Here is an 18,874-nt window from a genome sequence, read left to right as displayed (position 1 = left end):
CTCACGCCGCCTCGGCTGCTTCGATATATTCCGGGTAGAAGCTCGGTTCGCGGTCGGACCAGCCGGGTGCGGTCGCCGCAGCCTCACTGAGGCTTTGCAGCAGAACCTTGCGCTGTTCGGGGCGGATCTGCGGCAAGGCAGCGGCGGCGCAGAAGCCGCTCGGCAACCAAGGACGTACATCGGCGCCAAGCAAGCGTTCGTAGAGGAAGCGAAATGCCGAGAAGCTGCTGATCCGCTCCTGCGAGAGGTCGAATGCGGCAACACGCACGAGCTTGCCGATGAAACCTTCGACCTGCGCGATCGTGGCATCATGCGGGATCGTGGCGCGAAGCGCCTTCAATTCCTGGTAGGCGACATACTGGCTGCGGATCGCGGCGTTTTCACCTTCGCTGCGCGCCCACAGCTTGAAGGCGTCCTGCCGCCCCAGCCCGATATCGAGGCTGCGCTTGATGTAGCGCTGTTCCGCGGCCGAGAAGCTCGCGAATTCGCGCATCTCGTTGATCGTCATCGATGCGGTGCCAGCAATAGCCATGGCAAATGCTCCCTGTTGCAAGGAGCAGGTTCGCGCAATGTGGTTAATTTAGCGTTAGCTATCGATCAGATGAGTCCCGCGAGCGGCGAACTCGGGTCGGCATACATGCGGCGACCCATCCGTCCCGCGAGATAGGCCTCGCGCCCGGCCTCTACGCTGAGCTTCATTGCGCGGGCCATGCGGATCGGGTCTTTCGCCTCCGCGATTGCAGTGTTCATCAGCACCCCGTCGCAGCCCAGCTCCATTGCCACTGCCGCATCGCTCGCAGTGCCTACGCCCGCATCGACCAACACCGGAACATTGGCGCCTTCGACGATCAGGCGGATCGTGACGCGGTTCTGGATGCCGAGGCCCGAGCCGATCGGCGCCCCCAGCGGCATCACCGCCACTGCGCCCGCATCCTCAAGCTGTTTCGCGGCGATCGGATCGTCGACGCAATAGACCATCGGCAGGAAGCCCTCATTCGCGAGGATTTCGGTCGCCTTGAGAGTTTCGCGCATGTCGGGATAGAGCGTGCGCGCTTCGCCCAGCACTTCGAGCTTCACCAAGTCCCAGCCGCCCGCTTCGCGCGCCAGCCGCAGCGTGCGGATCGCATCATCCGCAGTGAAGCAGCCTGCCGTGTTGGGCAGGTAGGTGATCTTCTTCGGATCGATGTAATCGGTCAGCATCGGCGCCTTGGGGTCGCTGACATTGACCCGGCGCACGGCCACTGTGACGATCTCGGCTCCGCTTGCTTCCACTGCCGCGGCGTTCTGTGCGAAATCCTTGTACTTGCCGGTGCCTACGATCAGCCGGCTGCGGAAAGTCCGCCCCGCCACGCTCCAGCTGTCGTCATCCGAGCCGCCACCAACGAAATGCACGATTTCCAGCGTGTCGCCATCTTGTAGCTGCACATCGGCCAGCGTCGAGCGGGGCACGATTTCGCGATTCCGCTCGACCGCTACCTTGGCAGGATCGAGCTCAAGCTCGCGCACCAGCGCGGCGATGGTTTCGGCGGAGGTTTGGCGGCTTTCGCCGTTGAGGGTGATGGTCTTGGCGGCGCTCATACCAGCGCCACATAGCCCTCAATGCGCGTGACGCAAGTTGAGGATGTGTCCGGTCGAAACCAGCGCCACGCCGATCATGGTCAGGACCACTTCATAGAGCCCGTGCGGAACGGCCAGCGCGCCGCCCATGAAGGTGAGGCCCATCATCGCCGTAACGAAGGGCAGGCGGCGGCGATGCCTCAACGCACCCCAGCCGATCGCGACCGCGGCGATGATCAGCGCCAGCGCCAGCCCGAAGCGATGGATTTCCGGTGCGAGCAGCAATTGCCCGCCAAGCCCCAGCACTGAAACCAGCAGGATGGTGAGCACGCAATGCAGCAGGCACAGGCTCGAAAGCCAGATGCCTGCACGGTCGAGCCGCCGCCGAATCGAGATAGAGTTGTGCGCCATGGCGAGCCTGCCATTTATGTAACAGTGTAACATCTTGCAAGTGTTGCAAGCGATAGTACGGCGATTCGGCTTGCACTTTCGGCAGGCAGTGCCGATTAGCTGCGCCATGTCAGCAAGCGCAGGCCAAGCAGCGATGAGCGAAACCCCCAACCATGCAATGCCGCGCCCGCTGGCGCTGGTGCGCTGGCTATATGTCGTCGCGGCAATGGTTGTGCTCATCGTAGCGGTGGGCGGGATCACGCGCCTTACCGAAAGCGGGCTGTCGATCACTCAATGGAATCCCATCACCGGCGTGCTTCCGCCGATCGGCGAGGCTGCGTGGCAGGCCGAGTTCGAGCTTTACCGCAAGACGCCCGAGTATCTCTACGAAGCGGGGCCCGCGGGAATGACGCTGGCGGATTTCAAGTTCATCTTCTTCTGGGAATGGTTCCACCGCCTGATCGGCCGGCTGATCGGGCTGGCCTTTGCGCTGCCGCTGGCATGGTTCTGGGTCAAGGGTGCGATCCCGCAAGGGTACAAGCCGCGCCTGCTGGCACTGCTGGCGCTTGGCGCGCTGCAGGGCACCTTCGGCTGGCTGATGGTACGTTCGGGGCTGAGCGGACAGATGACCGATGTCAGCCATTTCTGGCTTTCGATCCACCTGCTTACCGCCTTCTTCACGCTGGGCGGCCTGGTGTGGACCGCGCGCGACCTGCAAGCCCTGGCACAGGATCCGGCCGAGAGACCCGTACGGCTGACCGGACCATCCCTGATCGTGGCGCTGGTGCTGTTCGTGCAATTGCTGTTGGGTGCTTGGGTGGCCGGGCTCAATGCAGGCCATGCCGCTTATGACTGGCCATTGATGAATGGGGAATTCTTCCCTCAGCCCGACCTGTCGCGCGGATGGATATGGGCACTGACTCACGACCCCTTCCTGCTCCATTTCCTGCATCGCTGGTGGGCCTGGGTGGCCGTAGCCGCACTCATCTGGCTGGCGCGGCGCGTGCGCAAGGAAGAGCGCAAAGCCTCGATCGCGATCCACAGCGCTTTCGGCGTGATGGTGATCCTCGGCATCGCCACCGTGCTGACCGGGGTCTCGCTCTGGGTGGCGGTGGCGCACCAGCTGACCGGCGCACTGCTGGTCGCAAGCGTCGCTTGGGGCATGCATGCCGACGGGCGGCGAAAGGCACTTCGCGCGTGAGCGCGCTGATCTGGTGCCCCTTCCCCGACCGGGACAGCGCCCGCGCGGCGACCCAGACATTGCTCGACGAGAAACTGGTCGCCTGCGCCAATCTGCTCGGCCCCATAGAATCGATTTTCGATTGGCAGGGAGAGCGCGGAAGTGCGGAGGAAATCGGCGCGCTGTTCAAGACCAATGAGGATCTGCTCGATCGCGCGATCACGCGTTTGGAAGTGCTGCATCCCTATGATACTCCAGCCATTCTCGGCTGGCGCTGCGATTCCGCTGCAGACGGAACGCGCGCCTGGCTAGGCCTGTTGGGGCAGGGAGGATAGTAATGGGGAAGTGGTCGCGCCGCTCCGCCTTGGGTTCGATTGCCGGATTATCGCTGGTTGGCCTTTCCGGGCTTGCGCGGGCCGAAGTGGCGCTGCGCTTTCCGCTGGTGCCAATGCGGCTGGTGCGGCGCCTCGTGCGGCAATTGCACGATGGCGAGCAGATCGTGGTCGAACGCGAATGGCTGGTGAGTTTCTCCGAGCATGTCGGAGGGATCGCCGTCCATGGTCGCCAGCTGCGCGCCGACGTCGAGGCGCCGCCACGCATCGCCTCAATTGCCGAAGTCGAACGCGGCCGCTCGACCGATCACATTTTTCCGATCCTGCTCGACAGGTCGGGCATGATTGTCGCAGCGGGAACATCCGAAACCCGGGAAGACGTTGATGCCGCAATGCAGGCAGCCGAAGAGATCATCGCCCGCGCCGCAATATCCGGAGCGGAAGCGACGCAGCACAGGCGCCTCCTCGCGCAATTGCAGCAAGCGGGAAGCTCGATGCTCGACCAGATGCCGCGCGACCTGTTTTTCCCGCGGCACCTTGCACTGAACGAAACCCGCCCGCTTGCCCTGCCCGATGGCACGGCTGGCGAATTCGAACTGGCCTATGCAGCGCATGCCACCCCGGGTTCGGCCTGGCTCGAACGGGCCGAGCGGCGGGTCACGACCCGGCTGGCGGGCAGCGAGAGATTCTCGTCCGAGACGTGGAGCCTGAGCCAGGCCTGATCCCCGCCCGAGGAGGGTGGTATTATTTTACCTCCTCCGAAAAGCGCGGTTTTGCTTGACTTGTGCGCCCCCAAACGACATTTGCGCCGCGATCTCGCACCTGCGGCATTGCGCTGTGGGGAGGATTCGGGCCGGAGCGATGCCGCTGCAGCCCATAGATATCTAGGAATATGAACCCATGAAGGCGCTCAGCAAGCAGACCCGGTCCGTGAAGCCGGCCGAGGTCGAAAAGAAATGGCACCTGATCGATGCCGACGGCCTGGTTGTTGGCCGCGTCGCTACGATCATCGCCAATATCCTGCGCGGCAAGCACAAGCCGAGCTACACCCCGCATGTCGATTGCGGCGACCACGTCATCGTCATCAATGCCGACAAGGTGAAGTTCACCGGTCGCAAGATGGCCGACAAGACCTATTACAAGCACACCGGCCACCCGGGCGGCATCAAGGAAACGACCCCCGCCAAGGTGCTGGAAGGCCGCTTCCCCGAGCGCGTGCTCGAAAAGGCAGTCGAACGCATGATTCCGCGCGGCCCGCTGGGCCGGGCGCAGATGAAGGCGCTGCACCTCTATGCCGGCACCGAGCATCCGCATGACGGCCAGAAGCCCGAAACGCTCGACGTCGCTTCCATGAATCGCAAGAACAAGGTCACCGCATAATGGCTGACGAAACCAACAACGAAACGGTCACCGATCTGGCCGATCTGAAGACCATCGCCGGCGACGCCCCTGAAGGTGACGCAGCGGTGATCGCCGTTGCCACTGCGCCGCTGCGCGAGCAGGAGCTCGACGCGCATGGCCGCGCCTATGCCACTGGCCGCCGCAAGGACGCCACGGCTCGCGTGTGGCTGAAGCCCGGCACCGGCAAGGTCATCGTCAACGGCCGCGACCAGGAAGTTTACTTCGCTCGTCCGACGCTGCGCCTCGTCATCGACCAGCCTTTCGCGATCACCGATCGCCAGGGCCAGTATGACGTCGTCGCCACCGTCAAGGGCGGCGGCCTCTCGGGCCAGGCTGGTGCTGTGAAGCACGGCATCGCCCAGGCGCTGAGCAAGTACGAACCGGCCCTCCGTTCGACGGTCAAGGCCGCCGGCTTCCTCACCCGCGACAGCCGCGTGGTCGAGCGCAAGAAGTACGGCCGGGCCAAGGCTCGCCGCAGCTTCCAGTTCTCGAAGCGCTGATCCTTCAGCACTTCGGTACCCACAAGAGGGCGGTCCTTCGGGGCCGCCCTTTTCGTTTGGGCGGCAAGGCAACGGGTCAGGCGCGGAAGTCGCGCGCCTCAACCGAAATCGAGCCTGCCCGGTCGATCAGCAGCACATTGAATGAAGGCGGGGCATTGCGCCGCAGCCGGGTCGAAAGCGTGCCCGCGCCGATCATCCGCATCGCATGGTTCTCGCGCGAGCGGATCTGGTCGAACGGAAAGTGGACGTGGCCCGACAGGACCGCGCTGGCCCCGGCCGCGGCCAGCTCGGCGAAGGCCATGTCACCGCGGATCGTCGGATTCTTGCGCCCGTCCTCTTCGGCCAGCAAGGGGTGGTGGCACGCGACCAGCTTCGGTCGAGGATCGGCGCGCAAGGCGTCGAGCCGGGCCAATGCGGCGGCGAGCTTGCGGCGCGTCACCACGCCGTCGGACCATGGCCAGCGCATTTGAGCGGGCACGTTGGTGTCGAAGGGAACGATCAGCGCATTGTCGAGCATGATTTCCGCGCCGACAGCCTGTTCGAGCGCCCCATAACGGGCATAGGGCCGGCGGAACCGTTCCCACAGATTGTAATAGGGCATGTCGTGATTGCCCGGTTGCAGCATCACCGGCACCTGCAATCGGGCGAACCACTCGGCCGCATCCGCATATTGGCGATGCGTCGCGCGCTGGGTCAGGTCGCCGGTGCAGACGATCGCATCGGGCCGTTCGGCATGCACCGCCGCCTCGAACCACGCCATTGCGGCGCGATCCTCCACCCCGAAATGGGTGTCGCTGACATGAAACAGGATCGATGCGTCGCCGGGCATGGTTCAGGCGCCTAGCACATCTGTTTCGCGAAGGAAGCGCCTGTCAGATCCGGCCGGTGAGGATCAGCCACGCCGCAAGCGCATTCAGCGCTGTGTAGATCAGATAGGCCCATGCCAGCCCGGGCCAGCCGTTCGCCGCGAGCATGAGCGCAGCGAGCAGGACCAGGAACTCGGTCACCAGCGTCAGCCGCCCGCCCAGCATGTGCACGAACCACGGCACATGGCCCAGCAGCGGGTGTCGGCTTTCGAGCACCGCCTTGTGCAGCGCGAAATTGCCGATGCCGAGCAGGAAGATGATCGCGATCGCCATGGTCATATTATTGCGCAAACGCCGGTCGATGTGAAATGGCAGTTGATCGGCCTTGGTCAGCAATCGGTCCGAGTGCTGCATCGCCGGTCGAGCGTTTGCGCACAGCCGTCGAGGACGGGCTGCGCCAAACTGCTGATATCCGTAACCTTCATCTCGCGGTTAAGGCCTTCCCCCTTCCCCCCTTTTAACGAGGCCGCCGCAAATGGAGGAAATTATGTTGAAGTCCGCACTTGCGGCAGCAAGCCTTGCCGCGCTGCTGGCGACCACCCCCGCGGTTGCCGGCGAACAGGATGGCCGTACGATTCACGTGGCCTACAGCGATCTCAACCTCAAGGCAGCCGCCGGACAAGATCGGCTCGAAAGCCGCCTCACCCGCGCCGCGCGCAAGGTTTGCGGCGTAGGGTCGCCTACCGCCCGCCCGCGTCAGGTCGACACCGCAAAGCGCGACTGCATGGCTGCCGCCATGAAGAGCGCCCGCAACCAGATGACCGAAGCGATTAACGAACAAAAGCTTGGCGATTGACCCGGCAAAACCGACTGCACCCCTTGTGCAGGCTTGCGGCCTGAGCCCTTTCCAGTCCCGGGGCTCGGGCCGCTTCTTTATCTGGAATCAGGGGAACCGAACCGGCGCGTCGCCGCAGTCTAGCGGCCGGCCATGGCCTTGACCTTAGGCAAATAGGTGCGGCCGATCCGCATGGCATCGCCGCAATCGAGTTCGGCCGACCAGACGCCCAGCCCGTCATGCCGAAGGCCGCGGATGCGATCCTTGCGCAGGATGGTTGAGCGGTGGATGCGGATGAACTGTTCGGGGTCGAGCCGCTGTTCGAGGCCCGCGATGGTTTGCAGCAGCAGATAGCTGCGGCCACCCTCATTCTGGTCGCCCACGAACAGCCGGACATAGTCGCGCTCCGCATCGATCCGGCTCACTTCGTTCACGGCGATCCGCAGCAATTCGGAACGATGTGGCACCCACAGTTCCTCGAGCCATTCGCTCTCGCTGGCGCGCGGGTTTCCGCGCCGCGCCACGGCGCGTTCGATAGCGCGCGCCAAGCGGTCTGCGGCCACAGGCTTTAGGACATAGTCGATCGCATCGAGATCGAACGCTTCGACCGCGAAATTGTCATGCGCGGTCACGAAGATCACAGCTGGCGGGTTGTCCTTGCGCGCCAGTTCGCGTGCGACGCCCAGCCCGTCGAGTTCAGGCATGGTCATGTCGAGCAATACGAGGTCGGGCGACAAAGCGTCGACCAGCCGCAGCGCCGCTGCTCCGTCGCTCGCCGTTCCGACCACATTGATCTCGCCGATTTCGGCGCATATCACCTGGATCCGCTCGACTGCGAGCGGCTCGTCATCGACGATCAGCGTTCTCAAAGGCGCCTCCGATTGCATGGATTCAGCCGTTGCGAGTCAAAGGTAGGCGCATTTCGGTGCGATATCCACCGGGCACCGGCCCCGACTCAAGCGTGACGTCCGGCCCGAAGCGCGCCTCGATCCGGTCGCGTACATTGGCGAGGCCGATCCCGAAGCCCTTGCGTGCCGTTTCGGGTACGCCCGGGCCGTCGTCGCTGACAGTGATCACCAGCCGGTCGAATTCCTCGCGTGCAGAAACTGTGATGGTAACCGGCCGGCTGACCGGGGAAACTGCATATTTCACCGAATTCTCGACCAGCGGCTGCAGGATCATGCCGGGCACACGCGCATCGACAAGATCGCGCGGAAGGTCGAAATTGCTGCGCAGCCGCTCAGGGAAACGCACCGCTTCGATGTCGAGATAGAGCTTCTGCAGGTCGAACTCGTCTTCGAGCTGCACGTCGCTTGTGGGGTCGTCGGCCAGGCTGTGCCGATAGAAACGCGACATGGTCTGGATCATTTGCTCGGCACGGTCCGCCTTGCCGGTCATGACCAGCGAGGAAAGCGAATTGAGCGTGTTGAACAGGAAGTGCGGATTGACCTGGTAGCGCAGCGAACGCAGCTCGGCAGCCTTGGCGGCATTGCGGAACTCCAGCTCGCGCCGTTCGGCAACCCGCGCCTTTTCGCCGGTCAGCAGAGCCAGGTAGATCGCGCACCATGCGAGCATCATGAAATAGCGGCTGAAGGCGATGTCGGTCAGCGAGCCGAGCGAATCGAGAAAGCCCATTTCTTCCGGCTGGCCATCGGCCATCGATTCACTTTCAGGGAACAAGTTTGGCTCGGCTTCCGATGCGCCGCTCTGACCAGAGTCATGCGGAGCGCTGGTTGCCGCATTGCCGCCGTCGGTCGTGCCGACGTCCTTGTTGAGGCGCTCGTTGATGAGCTGCTCCATCTTCACGTTCATATCGGCGAAGACGACGGTGTTGATCTGCGCGAGCAGGAGCGCTGCAGGCAGCGACAATACCAATGCGGCAGTGGTCTTCTTCCACATGGCGCCCGCATCGAACAGGCGAAGCACTGCCCACAGCACCAGGGTGACCGCCATTCCGCCGACCACGACGGCACCGCGACGGACCATCATTTCGGTCGAATGGCCGATGCCGATTATCTCCCAGCGCACCGAAGCGAGGAGGAAATACATCGCCCACAGCACCACCACTGAAATCAGTACGGTACGAAAGGCGACCCTTGGCTGGGACTTGGCTGAAGCTATTGTCATTACCAATGCCCCTTAACCCCGGCGGTCGCGCAAGGCGAATCCGTCGTCGGCCACGGAATGGCGTTCATCGAAAGTTCATCGAGTGACCAACGACGCGAAATCACCCTCGCGCGAGCAAATTTTCCTTTGCAATCCGCTCTTTCCATTGCGCCGGGGCCAGCGTGTGGACGTTGGTGCCCTGGCTGTCGACCGCGACGGTTACCGGCATGTCCTTCACCGTGAACTCGTAGATCGCCTCCATCCCGAGATCCTCGAAAGCGACGACCTTGGCCTCCTTGATCGCGCGCGCGACGAGGTAGGCCGCGCCGCCCACCGCCATCAAATAGGCGACCTTGAAGCGGCTGATCACTTCGACCGCATTGTGCCCGCGCTCGGCCTTGCCGATCATCGCGAGCAAGCCAAGATCGAGCATCATCTCGGTGAACTTGTCCATGCGGGTGGCGGTGGTCGGGCCAGCCGGGCCGACCACTTCGCCCATCACCGGGTCGACCGGGCCGACGTAATAGATCGCACGGCCTTTGAACTCCACTGGCAGTTCCTCGCCCTTGTCGAGCATGTCCTGGATGCGCTTGTGCGCTGCGTCGCGCCCGGTCAGCATCGCGCCGCTGAGCAGCAGGCGGTCGCCCGCTTTCCAGCTGGAAACTTCTTCGGGTGTGAGATGGTCGAGATCGACCCGCTTGGCTTCCTTGTCGGGCTGCCAGTGAACGTCGGGCCACTGGTCGAGATCGGGCGGATCGAGATAGGCCGGGCCCGAACCATCCATCACCACATGCGCATGGCGGGTGGCGGCGCAATTCGGGATCATCGCCACCGGCTTGCCCGCGGCGTGGCACGGCCAGTCGAGAATCTTGACGTCGAGCACGGTCGACAGCCCACCCAGCCCCTGCGCGCCTACACCCATCGCGTTGACCGCGTCGAAAATGTCGATGCGCAGCTGCTCGATATCGTTCTGCGCGCCGCGCGCCTTCAGCTGGGCCATGTCGATCGGCTCCATCAGCGATTCCTTGGCGAGCTTCGTGCAATGCTCGGCCGTGCCGCCAATGCCTATACCGAGCATGCCCGGCGGGCACCAACCGGCGCCCATCGAAGGGATCTGCTCGACCACCCAGTCGACGATGTTGTCGCTGGGGTTCATCATCTTGAACTTAGACTTGTTCTCGCTACCACCACCCTTGGCCGCAACGTCGATCGAAATCGTGTTGCCGGGCACCATTTCGACCGACAGCACACAGGGCGTGTTGTCGCGCGTATTCCGGCGAGTGAAGGCGGGATCGGCCAGGATCGAGGCGCGCAGCTTGTTTTCGGGATGGTTATAGGCGCGGCGCACCCCTTCATCGACCACCTCCTGCAGCGAACGCGCCGATTCGAGCCGGCATTGCTGGCCCCATTTGATGAAGACGTTGACGATGCCGGTGTCCTGGCAGATCGGCCGGTGCCCTTCGGCGCACATCCGGCTGTTGGTCAGTATCTGGGCGATCGCATCCTTCGCCGCCGGGCCTTGCTCGGCCTTATAGGCCTCGCCCAGCGCGGTGATGTAGTCCACCGGGTGGTAATAGGAGATATATTGCAGCGCATCCGCCACGGTCTCGATCAGATCGTCTTCGCGGATTGTGATCATGTCGCTCATCGAAGCTGTGCTCCTGTCGGTCGATTCAACCGCCCCATAGACGCGTGCTGCTCCTAGCGTCAAAGCGCTTGGCTGCAAGCACCGCAATCGCTAGAGCAGATTGACGCAGTGTATTGTGTGTGTAATACAGCCGACGGAAATCATGACCGAGACCAATATGCCCGCAGCCCGCAAGGCTATGATTGACAGCCAGCTCCGCACCAGCGGCGTGAACGAGCCCTTCGTTCTCGCCCGCATGGGCGCGGTCGCGCGCGAAGACTTCGTGCCGGAAGGCGCGCGGGCGATCGCCTATGTCGACCGCGCCGTGCCGCTGGGCAATGGCAAGCATCTCGCCGCCCCGCTGGTGCATGGCAGGATGCTTTCCGAAGCGCTCCCCTCTCCGAGCGACAGCGCGCTCGTGGTCGAAAGCGGCTCGGGATATCTTGCCGAACTGCTGCGGCCGCTGGTCGGCTCGCTCGATACGGTTTCGTCGGACGAGGTCGCCAAGGGCAAGCGCGGCCGCAAGAGCTATTCGCTGGTGCTGGTCGACGGCGCGATCGAGCAATTGCCCGAATCGCTCGCCAAGCAGCTCGAAGAAAACGGCCGCATCGTCACCGGGATCGTGCAGCGCGGCGTCACTCGCCTCGCCGTTGGCCGCAAGGTTGCTGGCAGCGTCACACTGCAGCCAGTTGCCGATATCGGCATCCCGGTGCTGCATGCATTCGACCGCCCGAAGGAATGGAGTTTCTGATTTTGCCTGACCGGAGCCCTACCCTGCGGCGCATCGCCGCTGCCCTTCTCCTGGGCTCCGCGCTGGCCCCTGCGACCGCACAGGCCGACAGCCTGCGCGAAGCGCTGGCAAGCGCCTATGAAACCAACCCCTCGCTGCAGGCGGCCCGCGCACAGCAGCGCGCCGCCGACGAGGAAGTGCCGATCCAGCGCGCGCAAGGGTTGCCCAATATCAGCGCCACGGCCAATCACATCGAGTTCGTGAAGGCTTCGCCCAACAGTTTCACCGCGCCCGAACGGCGACTGCTGGCAGGCCCGGACATGACCGTGCCGATCTATTCGGGCGGCGCGATCCGTAACGGGATCAAGGCCGCGAAGGAACGCGTTTCCGCGGGCCAGGCCGATTTGCGCGGCACTGAAAGCGCCATCTTCAGCCAGGTCGTCGCCGGCTATATGGACGTGCTGCGCACCGAAGCGCTGGTGGCGCTCTCGACCAACCAGGTCGAAGTGCTGACCGTCAATTTGCAGGCAACCAACGACCGGTTCGAGATCGGCGAGCTGACCCGCACCGACGTGGCGCAATCGCAATCGCGCCTCGCGCTGGCGCAGGGCGACCTTCGCAATGCGCAAGCCAATCTGATCTCCGCGCGTGAGAACTACATCCAGCTGGTCGGCCGCGCGCCGAGCAATCTGGAGGCGCCGCCGCCGCTGCCGGGCCTGCCTGAAACGGTCGGCGAAGCGGTGGTTGCCGCGCTCGACAACAATCCCGACCTGATCGCCGCGAAGGAGCGGGCAAAGGCCGCGGGCTTCGATTCCGAAGTGGCCGGGGCAGGCCGCCTGCCGACCGTCGGCATGTTCGCCGGGCTCGATTACACCAATTACTACGGGACGCTGGGCGGCCCGATCTCGTCCGACTTCAGGCAGAGCGAAACCACTGCCAACGCCGGGGTACAGATCACCATACCGATCTTCCAGGGCGGGCTCCCGGCTGCACGCCAGCGCCAGGCCTATGCTCGCGAAAGCGCCGCGCTCGAGAACGTCATCGCGACCGAGCGCGATGTGATTGCGCAGGTCCGCGCAGCCTATTCGAGCTGGCAGGCCGCCAATGCCGTTATCGTCAGTTCCGAAGCGGCAGTGTCCGCCGCCGAACTCAGCCTCGAAGGTGTGCGCGCCGAGAATTCGATCGGCAACCGCACGATCCTCGACGTGCTCAATGCCGAGCAGGAACTGCTTTCCGCTCGCGCCCAGCTGGTGACCGCGCGGCGCAACGCCTATGTCGCAGGCTTCAGCGTACTGGCCGCCATGGGCAGGGCCGAAGCGCGCGACCTCAACCTCGACACCGGCGTACTCTACGATCCCGAAGTCAACGCGCGCCGGGTGCGCGGCCAGCTGTTCGACTGGCAGCGCGACGAAGAACCTGCTGCAACATCAACGAGAACCGTTGACATCCCCGCGCCTGACGCGATGATTGGCCCGCCCGATGAATCGGGTGACGTCACCACCGATTGACGTCACCTGCCCGCCGGGCGCCGCTTAGACGAACTATAGGGGATCGCGCGCAATGGCGCAGCATGGTGAAGCTTCGGTCGAAGAGATTCTCGAATCGATCAAGAAGGTGATTGCGCGCGACAATCGCGATGCCGCTTTGCAAGCCCCTGCCCCGCAGTCTTTGGCGCGTGAGGTTGATGGGGGCGACGACGATTCCGACATACTCGACCTCACCAGTATGGAATTCGCGCAAGACGCCGTGCAACACGCCGGCGATGAGGAAGACGACGCCGATGCGCCGCTGACCACCGATTCGGTGCGCCAGTCGATGCGCGAAAACTTCGAGGCGCTGGCAATGCTCGCCGAACCGGGTGCTCGCCCACAGATCGTGCGTTCGGGCGAAACCTCGCTCGAAGGGATGGTGCGCGAAATGCTGCGCCCGATGCTGGCCGAATGGCTCGACAAGAACCTGCCGGGAATGGTCGAAAAGATGGTCCAGGCCGAAATCGCGCGGATCGCGGGCAAACGCCGCTAGCGCCGCGCCGGTCGAGCAGTTAAGCCTGCTCGCATGACCAAGTCACACGCGCTGCTTTTCGCCGCCGCCCTGCTTGCGGCCCCCGCCACTGCACACGATCATGGCCCCGCTGCCCCGCCGATGCAGGCGCAGGACCTTGTCACAATGCCCCGCCTTGGCGCGGCCGTCACTTCGCCCGACGGGCAGCTGGCGATCTATCGGGTTACGCGGACGGACGCGGAAACCCTCGCGCGCAGCGGCGAATGGTTTCTGATCGACCTTGCCGATCCCGAAGCTGGCTCGACCAAGCTCGACCTTGGCGGCGACGCGTCAGACCTGGCGTTCGGCCCCGACGGAGCGCTTTATTTCCTGTCGGATCGCGCGGACACAGCGGATGCATCATCCGGCGGCGGCTACGCCCGGCTCTGGCGCGCCGAATTGCATGCGGGCGGTGCTACTGGCGAAGCCAGCATGGTTGCCGATTTCGCAGGAACAGCGATCGACGGTTTCAAGCTTTCGCCGGATGGCAAGCGGCTGGCAGTGTGGGCGCCGATCGCGCGCGATTGCCCGCATTTCGGGTGCGAAGGCGATGGCAAGGCGCATTTGTCCGGGCCCGGCACCGGGCGTCTTTACGACACGGCCGACGGCTTCGTCCGGCATTGGGACCGCTGGACCACGCCCGGCACATTCAACCGCGTGTTCGTATTCGACCTAACGGACGGGAAAGTGGCGGGCGACGGTGCGCCGCTCGACGGGCGCGATCCGGCGACCGGGCTCACCGGCAACACGCCCACCATGCCCTTCGGCGGGGCCGAGGATATCGCCTGGGCGCCCGATGGTTCGGGCGTCTATTTCGTGGCACGCGTCGCCGATGCCGCAGAGCCGCGCTCGACCGATCTCGACATCTACTGGTCCGATCTTTCAGGCGCTGCCCCGGTCGAACTGACCGAAGCCAATCTTGCGCATGATTCGGCGCCTACGCCTTCGCCCGACGGGCGCTGGCTCGCCTATCTCGCGATGGAGCGGCCGACTTATGAAGCGGACCGTTTGGTGATCCAGTTGCGCGACCTGCGCACCGGCAAGACCCGCGCGCTGACGCAGGAGTTCGACCGCAGTTTCGACAGCATCGCCTGGACCCCCGATTCGCGCTGGATCGTCGCCACGGCAGGCGACGTGCTCGACACGCCTGCGTTCCGGATCGATCCGCGCACCGGCACGGTCGAGCGGCTCGACCTGATGGCGGGCAATGAAGCGCATATCTCGGGCGTTACTGCACTTTCGGGCGGTCGCTTGCTGTTCACGCGCGATTCGATCGGCGCGCCGCACGAACTCTATCTCTCGAAGGACTGGAAGCAAGCGCACCCGCTCACCGACATCGCGATGAGCCGGATGGGGCAGTTGGCGACGACCGTCACCAGCCGCTTCAGCTTCGCCGGGGCGAATGGCGACACTGTGTGGGGCCAGATCACCCGCCTCGAAAAGCAGGAAGGGCCGATCCCCGCCATTCTCTACATCCACGGCGGGCCGCAGGGCTCGTTCAACGACGGCTGGTCGAGCCGCTGGAATCCGCGCGTGCTCGCCAGCCAGGGCTATGCGGTGATCTCGGTCGATTTCCACGGCAGCACCGGATACGGCCAGGCTTTCACCGATGCGATTAACCGCGACTGGGGTGGCAAGCCGTTCGAAGACCTGCAACTCGGCCTCGCCGCCGCGCTCGCGCTCGATCCGCAAATCGACGGCAGCAATGCCTGCGCAATGGGCGCCAGCTATGGCGGCTACATGGTCAACTGGATTGCGGGGCAATGGCCCGATCGTTTCAAATGCCTCGTCCAGCATGACGGGCTGTTCGAGATGCGCAGCTTCTATTTCGCCACCGAGGAATTGTGGTTCCCGCGCTGGGATTTCGGTGGGTCTTACTCCGAAGCGAGCGAAACCTACGAGAAGTGGAACCCGGCGAACCATGTGGACAAGTGGCAAACGCCGATGCTGGTGGTCACTGGCGAGAAGGACTTCCGCGTGCCCTATACGCAAGGGATCCAGAGCTTCACCGTGCTGCAGGAGCGCGGCATTCCCGCGCAGCTGCTGGTCTTCCCCGACGAAAACCACTGGGTACTGGGCGCGAAGAACTCGCTGCAATGGCACAATACGGTGTTCGATTGGCTTGCTCGCTGGCTGAAGCCGCAAGCCCCAGCCAAATGAGCCAGCGCACCCCTCTCGAAGAGGCCGGGCTGGCGCTAGCCAAGCTCGGCGGCGAAAGCATCGAGCGGCATATCTTCCTTTGCGCGATGAGCGAGAAGCAGAAATGCTGTTCGCGCGAAGAGGGTGAGGCTGCCTGGAAATACCTCAAGCGGCGGCTCAACGAGCTCAAGCTGGCCGGGCCCAAGCGGATCGGCCCGGAAGGAAAGCCCTGTGGTGGGATCCAACGCACCAAGGCCGATTGCCTGCAGGTCTGCGCCGCTGGACCGATCGCTGTCGTGTGGCCCGATCGCGTCTGGTATCACTCGGCGCGCGGGGATGTGTTGGAACGGATCATCCAGGAGCATTTGATCGGCGGTGAGCCGGTCGAGGAATTCCGCCTGCAAAGCGCGCGCTAGGCGCCGCCGCTCAATCTTCGTCGTGTTGCGGCAGATTGTTGTCGACCGAGGCATCGTGCCCGGTGCCATTCGACAGGAACACCAACCCCATCAGCGCGCTGGTGAGCAGCATGGTGAAGCCCAGCCCCAATGCTACGGCGATGTAGAAATGGACCGAGATCGCGCCGTTCGATTTGTAGAGCAGCGCCAATGCGATGAGCACAACCCCCACCGTCGCAAGGAACATGAAGCGCATGATCCGGCGATAGCGGGCCCAGGCGAAAGCGGCCTTTTCGGGATCGTCGAGAGGGGACTTGCCGACCATGCGCGCCACATGGGCTTTCATGTCGCTCGATGCAACGTTCGATTTCCAACTGCACGATTCGCCTTTTGCGTGCGATAATGTCATTCTCCCTGCGGGAATCGGAGAGGAGACACGCAATGAGCATCGCACTGATCACTCAGGATCGCAGCGCCGCAAACGTCATTTCCTGCGATGCATCGACCCCCATGCGCGAAGCGGTGAAGCTGCTGGCTGAAAAGCGCATCGGCGCACTACCGGTGATGCGGGGCGGCTCGGTGGTCGGAATCTTCTCAGAGCGCGACGTGATCTACCGGTTGGCGCAGGAAGGCGAAATCTGCCTCGACCGCCCGCTTTCGGAGGTGATGACGGCTCCGCCAATCACCGTCGATACGAGCACGCTGGTCGACGATGCGCTGGCATTGATGACGCGGCGGCGGATCCGGCACCTGCCGGTAATCGAGGGCGGCGCAATGGTGGCCTTCATCTCGATCGGCGACCTGGTGAAGCATCGCATCGACCAGGTCGAGCACGAGGCCGAGGCGATGCGGATCTATATCCAGACCGCTTGAGGATTCCCCGGTCCATCCCTACATCGGGCTGCGATGGCTGACGCACTCACCCTTACGCCCGCCGCCGCCAGGCGAGTGGCGACGATCGCCCAGAAGCAGGCGAAGCCCGCGATCTTGCGTTTGGCGGTTGAAGGCGGCGGATGCTCTGGCTTCCAGTACAGGTTCGACCTGGCCGAAGCGCCAGAGGCAGACGACGCGGTGAGCGAGACCGATGGCGTGCAGTTGGTAGTCGACCCGATAAGCCTCGATCTCGTCTCCGGCAGCGTGGTCGATTTCGTCGAATCCCTGGGCGGCGCGGCATTCCGCGTCGAGAACCCGCAGGCCGCAGCCGGTTGCGGCTGCGGATCGAGCTTCGGGATTTGAATTAGACCCGAGAGCGATGTTCGGGCACTAAGCCCTCATGAAAATCGCCACATTCAACATCAACGGAATCAAGGCTCGCCTGCCGCGCCTGAAGGAATGGCTCGTCGAAACGCGCCCCACGGTCGCCTGCCTGCAGGAGATCAAGAGCATGGACGAAAACTTCCCGGGCCATGAGTTCGAAGAGATCGGCTATCGCGCGATCTGGCACGGGCAGAAGTCCTTCAATGGCGTCGCCATACTGGTCGATGCCAATGCCGGGATCGAAGGCCCCGTCGAAGTACAGCGCGGGCTGGGCATCCCCGGCCCTGACGATTCAGGAGAGGAACAGGCGCGCTACCTCGAAGCCGATGTCGGCGGGGTGCGCATCGTGTGTATCTACCTGCCCAACGGCAATCCGCAGCCGGGCCCGAAATTCGATTACAAGCTGGCTTGGATGGAGCGGTTGCGCACGCGCATGGCGCAGATCTGGGCCGAGGAAGTGCCCGCCGCCGTGCTGGGTGATTTCAACGTGATCCCGGAAGACAATGACGTGTGGTCGGTCAAGTCGATGGCCGACGATGCGCTGATGCAGCCCGAATCGCGCGCAGCATACTCGCGCCTGCTGGGCGATGGCTGGACCGATGCAGTGCGCACGCACAATCCGCGCGGCGGCGTGTGGACCTATTGGGACTATCAGGCGGGCGCCTGGCAACGCGATCACGGCTTCCGCATCGACCACATACTGCTCAGCCCCGAACTGGCCGACCGGCTCGAAGCGGTCGGGGTCGACCGTGCCCATCGCGGGCGCGAGAAGGCGAGCGACCACGCGCCGGTCTGGGCCGTGTTGCGGGGCTGACCCAATGCAAAGGGGCCCAACCTTGCGGCGGGCCCCTTCCATATCTCGTCATTTCGCCGATGATCAGCGATAGAAAACGTGGCGACTGATGGTGGCGCGCGCCACCTTCTTGTTGCTCCAGCTCGGGCGCACATATTTCGCGTGGAAATAGAGCGAGTCGCCCGCTTCCGATTCCCACAGGCCTTCATGCGCGATGCGGGCAATTGCCTTGGCGCGCTGCCAGGCTTCCGTACCGGTCTTGATGCGCGGCATTTCGCCCCCGCTCACGAAGGAGAACTGCGCGCGCTGGTAGACCACGCCGCAATAGCTAGATGGGAAGCGCGAGTTTTCAGCGCGGTTGATCACCACTTGCGCCACAGCCAGCTGGCCGGCGAGCGGTTCACCGCGCGCTTCGAAATAGACCGCGCCCGCAAGGCACTGCATCTGTTCGGAAAGCGCAAGTTCGGTCTCGGTAGTGGCAACGAGTTGGCGCAGCGAGCCTGTCTTGGACGGCTGCGCATCGCCAGCGTCGACAGCTTCATCGGCTGCAACGGTCGGTTGCACCACTTCCTGAGAGATGAACACGGGGGTGGATGCACTATTCGATCCACCGGCGGTGTTCGCCGCCTCGATCTGCCCGGGTTCGTTCTCCTGGGCAAAAGCGCCGGATGTTTCGGCGCTGGCAAATGTAAGGCCAAGCACAGCCGCACCAGCGGCAAGCCCGAGCCCGTGGCTCCTGCGAGTCATAAATCCATATTTTTAGGCGGTGGACGCGCACAGACGCAG

Annotated in this window: 24 protein-coding genes; 14 read left to right on the top strand and 10 right to left on the bottom strand. The window is 63.9% G+C overall.

Features of this window, described 5'->3' with window-relative positions; genetic code table 11:
- Position 1: 1 nt before the first annotated feature.
- The 3 genes from ACUJ47_RS10065 to ACUJ47_RS10055 form a co-directional block, all read right to left on the bottom strand.
- A complete protein-coding gene (locus ACUJ47_RS10065) occupies positions 2–532 on the bottom strand; it encodes a hypothetical protein (RefSeq protein ID WP_445538267.1) in 531 nt (176 codons plus the stop codon).
- Positions 533–597: 65 nt separating this feature from the next.
- On the bottom strand, positions 598–1,578 hold the full coding sequence (gene thiS / locus ACUJ47_RS10060) for a sulfur carrier protein ThiS (protein WP_445538266.1): 981 nt from the start codon (positions 1,576–1,578) through the stop codon (positions 598–600).
- A gap of 18 nt (positions 1,579–1,596) precedes the next feature.
- Complete coding sequence (locus ACUJ47_RS10055) at positions 1,597–1,968, bottom strand: MerC domain-containing protein (protein WP_445538265.1); 372 nt, start codon at positions 1,966–1,968, stop codon at positions 1,597–1,599.
- A gap of 106 nt (positions 1,969–2,074) precedes the next feature.
- Here ACUJ47_RS10055 and ACUJ47_RS10050 point away from each other — a divergent pair, with 106 nt between their 5' ends.
- From ACUJ47_RS10050 to rpsI, 5 genes are all read left to right on the top strand, one after another.
- Positions 2,075–3,148: a COX15/CtaA family protein gene (locus ACUJ47_RS10050; protein ID WP_445538264.1), complete on the top strand. Its 1,074-nt coding sequence runs from the start codon at positions 2,075–2,077 to the stop codon at positions 3,146–3,148.
- Positions 3,145–3,462: a divalent-cation tolerance protein CutA gene (cutA, locus tag ACUJ47_RS10045; protein WP_445538263.1), complete on the top strand. Its 318-nt coding sequence runs from the start codon at positions 3,145–3,147 to the stop codon at positions 3,460–3,462. Before ACUJ47_RS10050 ends, cutA begins: the two co-directional genes overlap by 4 nt.
- A gap of 2 nt (positions 3,463–3,464) precedes the next feature.
- Complete coding sequence (locus ACUJ47_RS10040) at positions 3,465–4,181, top strand: hypothetical protein (RefSeq protein ID WP_445538262.1); 717 nt, start codon at positions 3,465–3,467, stop codon at positions 4,179–4,181.
- Positions 4,182–4,359: 178 nt separating this feature from the next.
- On the top strand, positions 4,360–4,839 hold the full coding sequence (gene rplM / locus ACUJ47_RS10035) for a 50S ribosomal protein L13 (protein WP_354144877.1): 480 nt from the start codon (positions 4,360–4,362) through the stop codon (positions 4,837–4,839).
- Positions 4,839–5,360, top strand: coding sequence for a 30S ribosomal protein S9 (gene rpsI / locus ACUJ47_RS10030; protein ID WP_354144876.1), 522 nt, complete (start codon positions 4,839–4,841; stop codon positions 5,358–5,360). The genes rplM and rpsI overlap by 1 nt, the downstream gene beginning before the upstream one ends.
- 76 nt (positions 5,361–5,436) lie before the next feature.
- Here the strand turns inward: rpsI and ACUJ47_RS10025 are convergent, their stop codons facing one another.
- Positions 5,437–6,189: a metallophosphoesterase family protein gene (locus ACUJ47_RS10025; RefSeq protein ID WP_445538261.1), complete on the bottom strand. Its 753-nt coding sequence runs from the start codon at positions 6,187–6,189 to the stop codon at positions 5,437–5,439.
- Between the two features lie 43 nt (positions 6,190–6,232).
- Entirely contained in the window at positions 6,233–6,505 is a 273-nt protein-coding gene (locus ACUJ47_RS10020; protein ID WP_445538260.1) for a hypothetical protein, read from the bottom strand.
- 208 nt (positions 6,506–6,713) lie between these two features.
- Between ACUJ47_RS10020 and ACUJ47_RS10015 the strand changes: the two genes are divergently transcribed.
- A complete protein-coding gene (locus ACUJ47_RS10015; protein ID WP_445538259.1) occupies positions 6,714–7,022 on the top strand; it encodes a UrcA family protein in 309 nt (102 codons plus the stop codon).
- A gap of 119 nt (positions 7,023–7,141) precedes the next feature.
- On the opposite strand, the gene ACUJ47_RS10010 is transcribed toward ACUJ47_RS10015, so the two are convergent.
- The 3 genes from ACUJ47_RS10010 to ACUJ47_RS10000 form a co-directional block, all read right to left on the bottom strand.
- Positions 7,142–7,888 (bottom strand): LytR/AlgR family response regulator transcription factor, encoded by a 747-nt coding sequence (locus tag ACUJ47_RS10010; RefSeq protein ID WP_445538258.1) that lies wholly within the window; start codon positions 7,886–7,888, stop codon positions 7,142–7,144.
- A 4-nt stretch (positions 7,889–7,892) separates the two neighbouring features.
- Complete coding sequence (locus ACUJ47_RS10005; RefSeq protein ID WP_445538257.1) at positions 7,893–9,128, bottom strand: sensor histidine kinase; 1,236 nt, start codon at positions 9,126–9,128, stop codon at positions 7,893–7,895.
- 100 nt (positions 9,129–9,228) lie between these two features.
- Positions 9,229–10,755 (bottom strand): fumarate hydratase, encoded by a 1,527-nt coding sequence (locus ACUJ47_RS10000; protein ID WP_445538256.1) that lies wholly within the window; start codon positions 10,753–10,755, stop codon positions 9,229–9,231.
- Between the two features lie 142 nt (positions 10,756–10,897).
- Between ACUJ47_RS10000 and ACUJ47_RS09995 the strand changes: the two genes are divergently transcribed.
- From ACUJ47_RS09995 to ACUJ47_RS09975, 5 genes are read left to right on the top strand one after another with little or no spacing between them, the layout of a single operon-like run.
- The gene (locus ACUJ47_RS09995; protein ID WP_445538255.1) at positions 10,898–11,485 is read left to right on the top strand and encodes a protein-L-isoaspartate O-methyltransferase family protein; all 588 of its coding nucleotides are present in this window, start codon (positions 10,898–10,900) and stop codon (positions 11,483–11,485) included.
- On the top strand, positions 11,473–12,972 hold the full coding sequence (locus ACUJ47_RS09990) for a TolC family outer membrane protein (protein ID WP_445538254.1): 1,500 nt from the start codon (positions 11,473–11,475) through the stop codon (positions 12,970–12,972). The genes ACUJ47_RS09995 and ACUJ47_RS09990 overlap by 13 nt, the downstream gene beginning before the upstream one ends.
- Positions 12,973–13,024: 52 nt before the next feature.
- A complete protein-coding gene (locus ACUJ47_RS09985; RefSeq protein WP_445538253.1) occupies positions 13,025–13,486 on the top strand; it encodes a DUF2497 domain-containing protein in 462 nt (153 codons plus the stop codon).
- A 33-nt stretch (positions 13,487–13,519) separates the two neighbouring features.
- Positions 13,520–15,664, top strand: a complete 2,145-nt coding sequence (locus ACUJ47_RS09980; protein ID WP_445538252.1) for a prolyl oligopeptidase family serine peptidase — start codon at positions 13,520–13,522, stop codon at positions 15,662–15,664.
- Positions 15,661–16,059: a (2Fe-2S) ferredoxin domain-containing protein gene (locus ACUJ47_RS09975; RefSeq protein WP_445538251.1), complete on the top strand. Its 399-nt coding sequence runs from the start codon at positions 15,661–15,663 to the stop codon at positions 16,057–16,059. Before ACUJ47_RS09980 ends, ACUJ47_RS09975 begins: the two co-directional genes overlap by 4 nt.
- 10 nt (positions 16,060–16,069) lie before the next feature.
- Here ACUJ47_RS09975 and ACUJ47_RS09970 read toward each other — a convergent pair whose 3' ends face one another.
- Positions 16,070–16,363 carry a hypothetical protein gene (locus tag ACUJ47_RS09970; RefSeq protein WP_354144864.1) on the bottom strand — a complete coding sequence of 98 codons (294 nt, stop codon included), beginning with the start codon at positions 16,361–16,363 and terminating at the stop codon, positions 16,070–16,072.
- A 116-nt stretch (positions 16,364–16,479) separates the two neighbouring features.
- Between ACUJ47_RS09970 and ACUJ47_RS09965 the strand changes: the two genes are divergently transcribed.
- From ACUJ47_RS09965 to xth, 3 genes are read left to right on the top strand one after another with little or no spacing between them, the layout of a single operon-like run.
- On the top strand, positions 16,480–16,911 hold the full coding sequence (locus ACUJ47_RS09965) for a CBS domain-containing protein (protein ID WP_445538250.1): 432 nt from the start codon (positions 16,480–16,482) through the stop codon (positions 16,909–16,911).
- A 33-nt stretch (positions 16,912–16,944) separates the two neighbouring features.
- Entirely contained in the window at positions 16,945–17,274 is a 330-nt protein-coding gene (locus ACUJ47_RS09960; protein ID WP_445538249.1) for a HesB/IscA family protein, read from the top strand.
- Between the two features lie 37 nt (positions 17,275–17,311).
- The gene (gene xth / locus ACUJ47_RS09955) at positions 17,312–18,109 is read left to right on the top strand and encodes an exodeoxyribonuclease III (protein ID WP_445538248.1); all 798 of its coding nucleotides are present in this window, start codon (positions 17,312–17,314) and stop codon (positions 18,107–18,109) included.
- Between the two features lie 63 nt (positions 18,110–18,172).
- Here the strand turns inward: xth and ACUJ47_RS09950 are convergent, their stop codons facing one another.
- Positions 18,173–18,835: a cell wall hydrolase gene (locus ACUJ47_RS09950; protein WP_445538247.1), complete on the bottom strand. Its 663-nt coding sequence runs from the start codon at positions 18,833–18,835 to the stop codon at positions 18,173–18,175.
- Positions 18,836–18,874: the final 39 nt, after the last annotated feature.

Source organism: Altererythrobacter sp. Z27 (assembly GCF_052683155.1).
Note: the sequence above shows the minus strand (reverse complement) of the source record. Positions and strands in the feature narration are given on the sequence as shown.